General features: G+C 35.3%; 12 protein-coding genes. 5 read left to right on the forward strand and 7 right to left on the reverse strand.

Annotated elements, in window-relative coordinates; translation table 11 throughout:
* The first annotated feature begins 58 nt into the window (after positions 1-58).
* Positions 59-2,287 (forward strand): TonB-dependent receptor family protein, encoded by a 2,229-nt coding sequence (locus DFQ05_RS09435; protein ID WP_132705164.1) that lies wholly within the window; start codon positions 59-61, stop codon positions 2,285-2,287.
* 47 nt (positions 2,288-2,334) lie between these two features.
* Here DFQ05_RS09435 and DFQ05_RS09440 read toward each other — a convergent pair whose 3' ends face one another.
* Genes DFQ05_RS09440 through DFQ05_RS09450 form a run of 3 tightly spaced genes read right to left on the reverse strand, consistent with a single transcriptional unit; the run spans position 2,335 to position 4,899 of the window.
* Entirely contained in the window at positions 2,335-3,198 is an 864-nt protein-coding gene (locus DFQ05_RS09440) for a hydroxymethylglutaryl-CoA lyase (protein WP_132705165.1), read from the reverse strand.
* Between the two features lie 46 nt (positions 3,199-3,244).
* A complete protein-coding gene (locus DFQ05_RS09445; RefSeq protein ID WP_132705166.1) occupies positions 3,245-3,862 on the reverse strand; it encodes a LysE family translocator in 618 nt (205 codons plus the stop codon).
* Between the two features lie 2 nt (positions 3,863-3,864).
* The gene (locus tag DFQ05_RS09450; protein ID WP_132705167.1) at positions 3,865-4,899 is read right to left on the reverse strand and encodes a quinone-dependent dihydroorotate dehydrogenase; all 1,035 of its coding nucleotides are present in this window, start codon (positions 4,897-4,899) and stop codon (positions 3,865-3,867) included.
* A gap of 112 nt (positions 4,900-5,011) precedes the next feature.
* On the opposite strand from DFQ05_RS09450, the gene pepT reads away from it, so the two are divergent.
* From pepT to DFQ05_RS09470, 4 genes are all read left to right on the forward strand, one after another.
* A complete protein-coding gene (gene pepT / locus DFQ05_RS09455; protein ID WP_132705168.1) occupies positions 5,012-6,253 on the forward strand; it encodes a peptidase T in 1,242 nt (413 codons plus the stop codon).
* Positions 6,254-6,457: 204 nt separating this feature from the next.
* A complete protein-coding gene (locus tag DFQ05_RS09460; RefSeq protein WP_132705169.1) occupies positions 6,458-7,153 on the forward strand; it encodes a HEAT repeat domain-containing protein in 696 nt (231 codons plus the stop codon).
* A 226-nt stretch (positions 7,154-7,379) separates the two neighbouring features.
* Positions 7,380-7,979: a YdeI/OmpD-associated family protein gene (locus tag DFQ05_RS09465; protein WP_132705170.1), complete on the forward strand. Its 600-nt coding sequence runs from the start codon at positions 7,380-7,382 to the stop codon at positions 7,977-7,979.
* 63 nt (positions 7,980-8,042) lie between these two features.
* Positions 8,043-8,756 carry a class I SAM-dependent methyltransferase gene (locus DFQ05_RS09470; protein ID WP_132705171.1) on the forward strand — a complete coding sequence of 238 codons (714 nt, stop codon included), beginning with the start codon at positions 8,043-8,045 and terminating at the stop codon, positions 8,754-8,756.
* A 56-nt stretch (positions 8,757-8,812) separates the two neighbouring features.
* Here the strand turns inward: DFQ05_RS09470 and yajC are convergent, their stop codons facing one another.
* The 4 genes from yajC to DFQ05_RS09490 all read right to left on the reverse strand — a co-directional run bounded on the left by yajC (position 8,813) and on the right by DFQ05_RS09490 (position 11,933).
* Positions 8,813-9,106 (reverse strand): preprotein translocase subunit YajC, encoded by a 294-nt coding sequence (yajC, locus tag DFQ05_RS09475; protein WP_132705172.1) that lies wholly within the window; start codon positions 9,104-9,106, stop codon positions 8,813-8,815.
* A gap of 9 nt (positions 9,107-9,115) precedes the next feature.
* Positions 9,116-9,673 (reverse strand): DUF1573 domain-containing protein, encoded by a 558-nt coding sequence (locus DFQ05_RS09480; RefSeq protein WP_132705173.1) that lies wholly within the window; start codon positions 9,671-9,673, stop codon positions 9,116-9,118.
* A 118-nt stretch (positions 9,674-9,791) separates the two neighbouring features.
* Entirely contained in the window at positions 9,792-10,706 is a 915-nt protein-coding gene (gene nusB, locus DFQ05_RS09485) for a transcription antitermination factor NusB (protein ID WP_132705174.1), read from the reverse strand.
* Between the two features lie 123 nt (positions 10,707-10,829).
* A complete protein-coding gene (locus DFQ05_RS09490; protein WP_132705175.1) occupies positions 10,830-11,933 on the reverse strand; it encodes a Glu/Leu/Phe/Val family dehydrogenase in 1,104 nt (367 codons plus the stop codon).
* Between the last annotated feature and the right edge of the window lie 72 nt (positions 11,934-12,005).

Raw genomic sequence — 12,005 nt, forward strand, 5'->3', positions numbered from 1 at the left:
ATTTGATTTTAAATTTGCAAACTGAAAAACAAATATTATTTTTAATAAGTCTAAATAAATGAAATTAAAACTTTCCTATCTACTATTAAGCTTTAGTGCAATCTTATTTGCTCAAGAAAACAAAAGCAATGAAAAAAGTAAAGATTCGATTCAGAAATTAGATGAAGTTATCATCAATAGTAACGTTATATTTGGTTCTAAGTATGTTGCAAAAAACAGAACAGGTTCAGCTTACTATATTTCGCCCGAAGAATTAAAAAAATATAATTATACAGACATAAATCGTGTGTTACGCTCTGTACCAGGTGTTACTTATTATGAAGAAGATGGCTTTGGTTTAAGACCAAATATAAGTCTTCGTGGTACATCACCTCAACGAAGTGCAAAAATATCTATTATGGAAGATGGTGTTTTAATTGCTCCAGCGCCTTACAGTTCGCCATCAGCTTACTATTTTCCATCGGTAGCGAGAATGGAAGCCGTAGAAATTCTGAAAGGTAGTAGCCAAGTGCAATATGGTCCTTTTACAACAGGTGGAGCTGTAAATATGGTTTCTGCACAAATTCCTGATGAATTTGGTGGTAGAATACTAGCAAATTACGGAGCTTTCAACACAAGACAATTACATGCAAAAGCTGGTGGACAAAAAGGACAGTTTGGTTATGTAGCAGAATTTTTAAACTTTGGTTCTGGCGGGTTTAAAGATTTACCAGACGACAGCCATACAGGTTTTGATATTAATGAAGTACTAGCCAAACTACGCTACAGCAGTAAAGCAGATGCTAAAATTCAGCAATATATAGAAGCTAAATTTCAGTATTCTGATGAAGTATCAAACGAAACCTATTTAGGCTTAACTGAAGAAGATTTTGAAACAGCGCCATTCTCTCGCTATGCATCTTCCCAAGATGACCAAATGGTAGCAGAGCATATGCAGTTTATGCTGACCCACGAGCTTAACCTCACTAAAAATTTCAGAATTACTTCAAATGCATATTATAATAAGTTTACGCGTAATTGGTTTAAGCTCGACGATGTCGTATTTAATGGCAATGAACAAGGTATTGCTAATGTCGTAGCTAATCCATTAGCATTTCCAGACCATATGGCCATTGTGAGAGGTGATGTAAATTCTGGTGCTGACGCTTTATTGCTTAAGGCTAATAATAGGGTATACTATTCTACAGGTATACAAACCAAATTAGATTATCATTGGTATGGCGACAACACGTTCCATGATTTAGAAGTTGGTGCGCGTTACCATTATGATGAAGAAGACCGTTTTCAATGGGAAGATGGTTATAGTATAACTGATGGACAACTCGACCGAACGTCTGAAGGTCCACGAGGAGCACAAGGCAACAGAATTAGCAGTGCTACTGCGTTTGCGGCATACGCTATGTATAAACTAAAATGGAATGACCTTACGCTTACACCTGGTTTACGTTACGAGAATATTTTACTAGAACGTGAAGACTTTGGAAGCTCTGACCCAACACGAACTGGCGACAACTTATCTACAAGAGAAAACAAGGTTGATATTTTTATTCCAGGTATAGGTTTTAACTATGCTTTTACTGATAATGCTTCAGTTTTTGGTGGCGTACACAAAGGATTTTCCCCTCCAGGAAATTCAACTGGTGAAGAAGCTGAAGAGAGTATTAATTACGAACTAGGTTCTCGATTTACATTAGGTCAGCTTCGCGGAGAGTTAGTTGGTTTTTACAACGATTACAGCAACTTATTAGGAAGCGATATCGCGGCGACAGGTGGCACAGGAAATTTAGACCAGTTTAATGCTGGTGAAGTTGAAGTCAGTGGTTTAGAGTTATTGTTAAACTATGAATTACTCCCAAACAACTCAACTTTTAAATTGCCTATTAGCTTTGGTTACACCTTTACTCATACCGAATTTTTAAATGCCTTTGATAGTGCAAACGGTATTTGGGGAGAAGTTGAAGTTGGTGACGAATTACCATACATACCAAAACATCAATTTAACGCTGCTATTTCATTAGAGCACACAAAATATGAATTGAATCTAAGTGGACGCTATAATGGCGAATTTAGAACACTTGCTGGAAATGGCTCAATACCTGATGCTGAGCGTGTAGATTCTAACTTTATTATCGATTTTTCAGCTAAATATCATTTCAACAAAAAGTTAAGCTTAACTTCTAATATTATTAACTTATTAGATGAAACTTACGCCGTATCTAGAGTACCAGCAGGCTTAAGACCGGGACATCCATTCGGTGCTAATTTAGGCTTAGAGTTTAAGTTTTAAAGATTGATGAACAACAGATAAAGCGTTACTGAAAAGTAGCGCTTTTTTTAATGGTACATTTTGAAGATTTTACTAGCTTCATTATAAGCGCTTTCAAAAGCCATAGCACTTAAATCGTGTGCTTTTTGCTGCGTGAAGTAAGACAGCATGCGTTCGGTTGGCATATTACCCGTAAGCTCATCTTTTGCCATAGGACAACCCCCAAAACCTTGGATAGCTCCATCAAAACGACGACAACCCGCTTTATAAGCTGCATCTACTTTTTCGTGCCAAGTCGTTGGTGTTGTATGAAGATGCGCCCCAAATTCAATATTTGGGTATTTTGGGATTAAGTTTGAAAATAAATACGAAATATTTTCTGGATTAGAGCTTCCAATCGTATCGCTTAAAGATAATATTTTCACACCCATTTTAGCTAATTTTTCTGTCCACTCTCCTACTATGTCCACATTCCATGGGTCACCGTAAGGATTGCCAAAACCCATAGAAATATAAACGACTACTTCTTTTTGGCTTTTGTCTGCTATCTCTAAAATTTCGGTAAGTATCTCTACAGATTGTGCAATGGTTTTATGCGTATTACGCATTTGAAAGTTTTCAGATATCGAAAACGGAAATCCCAAATAATCAATTTCTTTGTGCTGTGACGCATCATTAGCACCACGAACATTGGCAATAATTGCTAATAGTTTACTCTTTGTTTTCCTTAAGTCCAATTGCGCTAAAACCTCTGCCGTGTCAACCATTTGAGGAATGGCTTTTGGAGACACAAAACTTCCGAAATCTATTGTATCAAACCCTACACGCAACAAGGATTGAATGTATTGCACCTTCTTCTCAGTCGGAATCCAATCTTTGATACCTTGCATGGCATCTCGCGGACATTCGATAAGTTTTACGTTCTTGTTCATCGACATCAAATATAAGATTTCGTCTGTCGATTTCATAGTCGCATAATTACAATAATATAAAAATCGCTATTCCTACAAAAACGACAATCTGAAGCCATTTAAACACAACTCCAGAATTTTTATGACTTAACGTATAATCTTTTATAAACCCAGCCATCAAAGCAATTGTAGAAAATATTATAAATGATACTAGAATAAACAATCCGCCAAGAACATAAAATTGAATAACTGTGTTTAAAGTATCACTAAACAAAAAAGCTGGAAAGAACGCTAAGAAAAAAATCGTCACTTTAGGGTTAAGTACATTCATAAAAAAGCCCTGAACAAATAACTGTTTTAAACTTTTCTTTGGGGCATTATCTGTATCAATAGAGATATTGTTACCTGATTTATAAACTTTATAAGCTAGATATAGTAAATAAATAGCTCCAAGAATTTTAATACCTAAAAAAAGATGTTCATTCGCCTGAATGATAGCAGAAATACCAAAAGCTAATAATGTGGTGTGAATGATACATCCTGTCATTAAACCAGCAACTGTTGCTAAAGCGTGGTTTCTACTCTTAGTTAAACTTTGAACAAGCACGTAAATATTGTCTGGTCCAGGCGAGATGGCTAAAGCAGCGGTTGCAGAACAAAACAATATTAGGGTTTCCCAATTCAAAATTAAGAGCGTTTGAGTACCGCCTTATTGATTCGTTTTATAAGACTTGGTCCTTCATAGATAAAGCCTGTATAGATTTGAACCAAATCTGCACCGGCTTCAATTTTTTCTAAAGCATCTTCTGCAGAGTGTATACCTCCAACACCAATAATTGGGAACGCTTTTCCACTTTTCTCAGCTAAATATTTAATAACTCTAGTTGATTTAGCTTTAATCGGCTGGCCACTTAAACCGCCATTACCTATCTCGTCTAAGCGTTGTTTTGAAGTTTTTAATCCATCTCTATCTGTTGAAGTATTACTTGCTATAACACCATCTAAATTGGTTTCTTGCACTAATTCTACTATCTCATCTAATTGTCCATCATTGAGGTCTGGAGCTATTTTTAACAAGATTGGTTTCTGTTTTTCAAAAGTTTTATTCGCTTTTTGAACTGCGCCAATTAACTCTAGTAAATAATCTTTATCGTTTAACTTGGCATGGCTTCCTACATTTGGGCAACTCACGTTCAACACAAAATAATCAACATAAGGATGTAGCGCATTAAAACATTCTAAATAGTCTTTGGTATAATCTTCAGGCTTAGTTTGGGTGTTTTTACCTATGTTTCCACCAATAATCAGTTGTCTTTTATTATTTTTTAATTGCTTAATTGCCGCTTCAAGACCTTCGTTATTAAATCCCATTCGGTTTATGATGCCTTGGTCTTCTTTTAATCTGAATAAGCGTTGCTTTGGATTACCTTCTTGACCTTTAGGTGTCACCGTTCCTATTTCAATAAAACCAAAACCAAAATTTGCTAACTCATTATATAATACCGCATTTTTATCAAAACCAGCAGCTAAACCTACTGGATTCTTAAATTTCAATCCAAAAAGCTCTCGCTCTAGACGTTTGTCTTCAAGCAAATACAAACTTCTAAAAAGTGCTTTAACACCTGGAATTTTAGATAAGTTTCTAATTAATGAAAATGTGAAATAATGAATCTTTTCAGGGTCGAAACGAAACAAAATTGGCCTTATAAGTGTTTTGTACATGCGTTGTGTGTTGCTGGGCAAAAATACGTCAATTTCAAACAAATAAAAAGAAACCAAACTTGCACTTGCACTATCCTATTTCGTTCTCTATTTTTGAAGAAACCATAAGATAATGATAGACAAACAACAACTCATAGACCGCTTTATTAGCTACGTTACCATAGATACAGAATCCAACCCAAAATCTGAAACCACACCTAGTACTACCAAACAATGGGATTTGGCAAACAAACTAGTAAATGAATTAAAAGATATGGGTATGAGTGATGTCTCTATTGATGAGAATGCCTACATTATGGCAACCTTACCTAGTAACGTAGACCACGAAGTCCCAGTGATTGGTTTTATTTCGCATTTCGATACGACACCAGATTATACAGGAGCCAATGTAAAACCTCAAATTGTAGAGAATTACCAAGGGCAAGATTTGGTGCTAAATGCCGAAGAAAATATCGTCTTATCTCCAGATTATTTTGAAGACTTACTACTATACAAAGGACAAACCCTAATCACTACAGATGGCACAACGCTTCTTGGCGCAGATGATAAGGCTGGTATCACCGAGATAATGGAAGCCATGAAATACCTCATCAACAATCCGCAAATAAAACACGGTACCCTAAAAGTTGGTTTTACGCCAGACGAAGAAATTGGTCGTGGCGCACATAAATTTAATGTTGAAAAATTCGGTGCCGATTGGGCATACACCATGGATGGCAGCCAGATTGGTGAGTTAGAGTACGAGAATTTTAATGCTGCTGGCGCAGTAATCAAAGTCAATGGAAAAATTGTGCATCCAGGCTACGCTAAAGGTAAAATGGTGAACAGTATGTATTATGCTAGTGAGTTTATCAACTCATTACCAAGAGAAGAAACTCCAGAGCACACGGAAGGCTATCAAGGCTTTTTTCATTTATATGCTGTGAATGGCGAAGTTGAATCGACAACGCTAGAATATATTATTCGTGACCACGACCGCGATAAGTTTGAAGCGCGTAAAGCGCTAATGCAAAAAATAGCTGATGACCTCAACGAAAAATATGGCAAACCTGTTTTTGAAATAGAAATTAAAGACCAATACTACAATATGAAAGAAAAGGTTGAGCCTCTAATGCATATCATAGATATTGCCGAAGAAGCCATGAAAGCATTAGACATTAAGCCGATTATAAAGCCCATACGTGGTGGAACCGACGGCTCACAATTAAGTTATATGGGTTTACCTTGCCCAAATATTTTTGCTGGCGGACATAACTTTCACGGACGTTATGAATATGTTCCTGTTGAAAGTATGATTAAAGCTACTGAAGTGATTTGTAAGATTGCGGAGTTGACGGCTTTAAAGAATAAGTAACATACTTATATAGCTTGACATTCTAATTTTAAAAAACTAACTTCGTTACATGTGCTGAACTTGCTTCAGTATCAACCGATAAAGTCAACCTGTCATGAGCGTCCGCGTGCGCCGAAGCTATAGCGGAGGAGCAAGTCGAAGTATTATAATTGAATTTATCTAAGCAATAGGTGCAAGCACATAAAGAATTGGAATTATCGGAAGATGGAAATGGGAATACTGAAAAATTTATTTGGAAAAAAGACTGAAGCAGGTGAAAAGACTACAGACAAGGTTTCTGAATATTTTATTGATATTAACCCAAGCTCAGATTCTCTCTCTAGAGCGTTCAAGGACTTCTATCAAAACCACTTTATTAATACTTATGGACTTTCAAGGAATGAAGTAGATACATACTTCTTTGAAGCAATGTCTGAATATGAAAAAGAGATTGCTAAAAGACTCATTCGCCAAAATTTGAAACTGAGACAATCTCACCTTTTTAAAGCTGCAGGAGTTTTAAAGGATAAGCAAGCCTTACCAATTTTATATGACCAATTAAATGCTAATACCAATATAAGTTGGCTTTTAGTAATTGGACAAGCAATATGGCGGATTAACGCAGACGATATCTATCCAAAGCTATTAAGACAACTAAAGGAGCACTCATCAGATACTATGCGAGAAGCTCATTTTGACCAAATAGTTGACCTAAAAAATAAAGAAAGTATTGAAATGTTGTTTAGTTACTTAAACGACAAAAGCAAACTTGTTCAGTCTATGGCTATTTCAAAACTTAACTTCTTATCAGCAGGGGAACACGAACAGAAACAACGATATGACAAGGAGTATTTTATGACGAAAAAAACCGATGAAAAGTTTAAAAATGATTTACTCGAAAATCTTAGAAAAATAAAATAAAGTCAGCACCTAACACTATATATTGCAAATAGGGTGTTCGGTGGTTTACGACAGTTCGGTGCTATTTACAAACGCCGCCAAATCGTTGATTTGGCTTTTAACATGAATAAGATAAAAACAAAATACACGCTTTGGCTCAGTGCAAACTTGAAAGTTTATCGCTTTTTACTGTCCTACTTGCCATACACAGAACCGATAACGAAACTTTTCTTTTTACAATTAAAAAATGAAAAAAGTATACTCCGTTGAAGAATATATAGAAACTAACAACCACTTTGAAAAAGAGTTGGAGTTACTTCGTGAAATTGTGTTAAAAACAGAGCTTAACGAAGCCATAAAATGGTCTGCACCTGTTTATGATTTAAACGGAAAGAATGTATTGGGTTTGGGTGCTTTTAAAAACCACTTTTGCATTTGGTTTTTTAATGGCGTGTTTTTAAAAGATGAACATAATTTACTCGTAAACGCACAAGAAGGTAAAACCAAAGCCTTGCGCCAAATGCGCTTTGAAACCATAGATGATATCAACAAAAACCTCGTTTTAGACTACGTAAAAGAAGCTATAGAAAACCAACGTGCTGGCAAAGAGATAAAAGTAGAACGTAAGGGAAAAACAGTAGATATTCCTGAAGAGTTAAAAGCCTGTTTAAACAATGACCAAGATTTACAATTAGCTTTTAGCGCATTAACTCCGGGTAAGCAACGTGAGTATTGTGAATATATTAGTTCTGCTAAAAGAGAGGCTACAAAAGTATCTCGATTAGAAAAAATTACACCAATGATACTTAACGGTGTTGGGCTAAATGACAAATACAAAAATTGCTAATTCTTCGTTAAGCCCATAGACGCCAACCTTAATATTCCATAATTTTACCGGAAAAGTAAAGTTATGTTTTACAAAGGATATATTCTACTACTAAGTATTTTATCTACAGTTACATTATACAGCCAAGATAAAATTACGGCAGAAACCTACACCTATAAAAAAGGCGATTATAGTGGTATTGGCAAATGGTATATGGGTAGAGAAATTGCTTATGTCATGGGCTACCAAGGCATTGGTTGGTTAGAGCGCCCTGAACGTGAGTATGAAGAAAACACAAGTAAACTCATTAAAAACCTAGATATACAACCAAATGACATATTAGCTGATATTGGAGCGGGTTCTGGTTATCATGTGTTTAAAATGGCACCACTTGCTAAGAATGGGAAAGTATATGCAGTAGATATTCAAAAAGAGATGCTAGATGCCATTAAACAAGAAAATAAAAGGCAAAAATTAAATAATATCGTACTTCTTCAAGGTACTGAAAAGAGCACAAACCTTCCAGAAGATGCTATTGACAAAATATTAATGGTCGACGTATATCATGAATTTAGTTTTCCTGTTGAGATGTTAGCTTCAATGAAAAAAGCACTAAAACCAAACGGAGAAATATACCTTGTCGAATATAGAGCTGAGGACGATAACGTACCGATGAAACGCCTTCATAAAATGAGCGAAAAGCAAGCTATTAAAGAGTTTGAAGCCGCAGGATTTAAATTTTTAAAAAATATATCGAATCTACCCTGGCAGCATTGTATGATTTTTATAAAGTCTTAATAAAACAAAAGCCACTTTTTCAAGTGGCTTTTTTTATTTTCTATTGCTAACCGTAATTATTTCTTAACTACAGGAGCATTAAGTTTACTACTCATTTCCATAGAAATTGCAGAACGGTCAAACTTAATTTTTCCAGCTAGTGTTTCTATGACACAGCTATTATCCTTATCGTTTAACTCTGCAACTTTACCATGCATTCCGCTTTTTGTAATAACACGGTCGCCACGTTTTAATGCTGCTGCAAACGCTTTTTCTTTCTTTGCACGCTTCATTTGTGGTGCAATCATAAAGAAATACACCACAGCAAACATAGCTATTAATGGTAAAAACGAACTTATACCTTCTCCCATGGATACTTATTAATCGTGGTTATGACCTTCGTGACCTGGACGAGTGCTTGATTTCTTTGGCTGTGTCTGTAAGATACTAGACGTCCCCGTTGCAGTAGCTTGTGCAGGCGTTTTAGCATTAGGGTCTTTTTCTACAAAAGCCGTAATCTTTACCTGCTCATTTCCTTTTGCAGTATTCGTAGTCATAGTAACAGCTTTTGTTACTTTATTTCCGTTACCTTTTCCATTAAACTTTACGGTAAACTCACCTGTCTCACCTGGTGCAACTTGCTTAGTGTAGTTAGAAGGCACAGTACATCCGCATGTGCTCTTTACATTACTAACAACTAACATAGAATTTCCTGTGTTGGTATATTTAAATGTAGTTTCTACAGGAGTTCCGTTTTCAATAGTACCAAAATCGTGAACTTCTTTGTCAAATTTAATTACTGGTAAATCACCAGCGTTAGCATCACGCTCTGCCGCTAATGCTACGTTTTCAGAATTTACTTTGCTTGCCGCATCTTCTTTGCATGATGTAAAAGCTATCATACATAATGCGCTCAGTCCTAAAATTACTTTTTTCATTGCTGTATTTTTAAATTTATGTTGAACTTTTTATTTCGTTTGCCAAATGTAACAATATTTTCAAGGAATTAAAACTTTTAATACGTCCTTAACAGATATCTAAAACTGTAGATTTTAGTTATTCCATAAGCCCTCTTCCTATCTTGTTATGAATGTTCTTAGATTTATATTCTTTAACGATTTTATCTAAAATTCCGTTTATAAAGAGACTACTTTTAGGTGTAGAATATTCTTTTGCGATTTCCAGATACTCGTTGATAGTTACTTTTACAGGGATAGATGGAAATTTTTGAAACTCGCACAAAGCCATTTGTAAAAGTACACCATCTAGACTTGCTAATCTTTCAGCATCCCAATTTGTCGTTTTTTCTGATATTTCTTCTGAAAATTTTGAACTATTCAATAGCGTCTTATATAGCAATTCTTTTGCGAAAATTTTATCGTCTTCGTCTTTATAGAGTTCAGGAATTAAAAATGTTTCAGGTTTTGTGAGCTTAAGCTTTGAAAACTTTTTTACTATGGCGGTATTAACAACAGGTAAATCGTCTATCCATGTAAGTTGTTTGTCTTCAAAATAGTCAAATAATTTTTCGTTAGGTGCAATGATTTCAGAATATATATCTATGATAAAATCTTTGTCTTCTTTTAGGTCTGATGGCCCTTTAGACATATACTCTTTGTACAACTCGCTATCGATTATGGCTTTGTAAATAACATCTACATACTCAAAATCCAAGTCCCAAAAATTAAGTTTACGTTTATTAATTATCTCCTTGAGCATAGTATTACTGCTTATAAACTCTAGTACGGCATTATCTGCAAACTTTCGGTTTGGATTTTTATCCTCTTTAGTAGCAAGTAATTTTTTTTGAGATAATTCTAATTTAGAATTGGCTTTCTTTTGAATCTCAATCAGTAATGCCATGATGGCAAAATATAAGTCAGACATCTTATCGATGCTGTTAAAAAGGAAATTTTCGTCTTTTTTAAAATCATCACTTTCTGTGCCTTTAAAAGCAAATAGAGATTGCATAACTTTAATACGTATGTGACGTCGATTGAGCATATGTAAAGAACTTATTTATAACATTAAAAAAGGGTAAATCTAACAAAAGATTTACCCTGCAAAAATAGTATTTCTAGCTAATTAATAAAATTAATTCGCGTTTTCTCTTCTACGTGTTTCAATGCGGTCTTTAGCTATATTTAAAGCTGCATTGTGCGTTGTTAATTTATTAACCTTAGCGTTTTCTAAAATTTCCAAAGTGGTGTTGTAAATATTTTCGGTTTTACGCATAATTTCAGCTCTATCGTAGTTCTCGAGCTCTGCGTACACGTTAATAATTCCACCCGCATTAATTAAGAAATCTGGTGCATACACAATGCCGCGCTCTTGTAACAGTTTTCCATGCTTAAGCTCGTCTGCTAACTGATTGTTTGCAGCTCCTGCAATAATATCTGCTTTTATTTTATGGATAGTTTCGTCATTTACTGTTGCTCCTAATGCACACGGTGCATAAATATCCATATCTTCTGAGTAAATGTCGTTACCACCATAAATAGTTGCACCGTACTTAGATTTAACTTCTTCTAATCGCTCTTGGCTTATATCGGCAATTGTAACTTTTGCACCTTCGTTAACTAAGTGCTCTACCAAAGCTTCACCTACGTTACCAATGCCTTGTACAAAGACATTTTTATCTTCAAGAATATCAGAGCCATATTTAAACTTTGCTGCTGCTTTCATCCCCATAAAAACGCCATAAGCCGTTATCGGCGATGGATTTCCTGCACCTCCTTTACTTTCAGAGATACCCGTTACAAATGGTGTAACTTCCCTTACAATATCCATATCTTCGGTTTCCATCCCAACATCTTCTGCCGTAATGTATTTTCCGCTTAAAGAATGTACAAACTCACCAAAACGTTTCATCAATTCTGGTGTTTTTTGAGTCTTGGCATCACCGATGATAACCGCTTTACCTCCACCTAAATTTAACCCTGTGATTGCTGACTTAAACGTCATTCCGCGAGACAGGCGCAAAACATCGTTTAGTGCGTCCCACTCACTTTTATATTGCCACATCCTTGTACCACCAAGTGCTGGTCCTAAAACCGTATTATGTATACCAATTATTGCTTTTAAACCAGTATCTTTGTCGTTGCAAAAAACGATTTGCTCATGATTATCGAAGGATAATTGTCCAAAAACCGGGTCTGCATTTACCAAGTTTTTTGCCTCTATAACGTCTGTTGTCATGCTTAAATTTATTAAATGCTGTTAGAGATTATTTAAAAACAGCGTGCAAAAATAAATCTTTATTGAAGCATT

The sequence above is a fragment of the Winogradskyella wandonensis genome (genome assembly GCF_004346845.1).
In the GTDB taxonomy this organism is placed as follows: domain Bacteria; phylum Bacteroidota; class Bacteroidia; order Flavobacteriales; family Flavobacteriaceae; genus Winogradskyella; species Winogradskyella wandonensis.

Coding starts and splice junctions, on each gene's coding strand:
- DFQ05_RS09460 (WP_132705169.1), top strand. CDS start 6,458: ATGGAAATGGGAATACTGAAAAATTTATTTGGAAAAAAGACTGAAGCA.
- DFQ05_RS09465 (WP_132705170.1), top strand. CDS start 7,380: ATGAAAAAAGTATACTCCGTTGAAGAATATATAGAAACTAACAACCAC.
- DFQ05_RS09435 (WP_132705164.1), top strand. CDS start 59: ATGAAATTAAAACTTTCCTATCTACTATTAAGCTTTAGTGCAATCTTA.
- DFQ05_RS09490 (WP_132705175.1), bottom strand. CDS start 11,933: ATGACAACAGACGTTATAGAGGCAAAAAACTTGGTAAATGCAGACCCG.
- DFQ05_RS09480 (WP_132705173.1), bottom strand. CDS start 9,673: ATGAAAAAAGTAATTTTAGGACTGAGCGCATTATGTATGATAGCTTTT.
- pepT (WP_132705168.1), top strand. CDS start 5,012: ATGATAGACAAACAACAACTCATAGACCGCTTTATTAGCTACGTTACC.
- DFQ05_RS09450 (WP_132705167.1), bottom strand. CDS start 4,899: ATGTACAAAACACTTATAAGGCCAATTTTGTTTCGTTTCGACCCTGAA.
- nusB (WP_132705174.1), bottom strand. CDS start 10,706: ATGCAATCTCTATTTGCTTTTAAAGGCACAGAAAGTGATGATTTTAAA.
- yajC (WP_132705172.1), bottom strand. CDS start 9,106: ATGGGAGAAGGTATAAGTTCGTTTTTACCATTAATAGCTATGTTTGCT.
- DFQ05_RS09470 (WP_132705171.1), top strand. CDS start 8,043: ATGTTTTACAAAGGATATATTCTACTACTAAGTATTTTATCTACAGTT.
- DFQ05_RS09440 (WP_132705165.1), bottom strand. CDS start 3,198: ATGAACAAGAACGTAAAACTTATCGAATGTCCGCGAGATGCCATGCAA.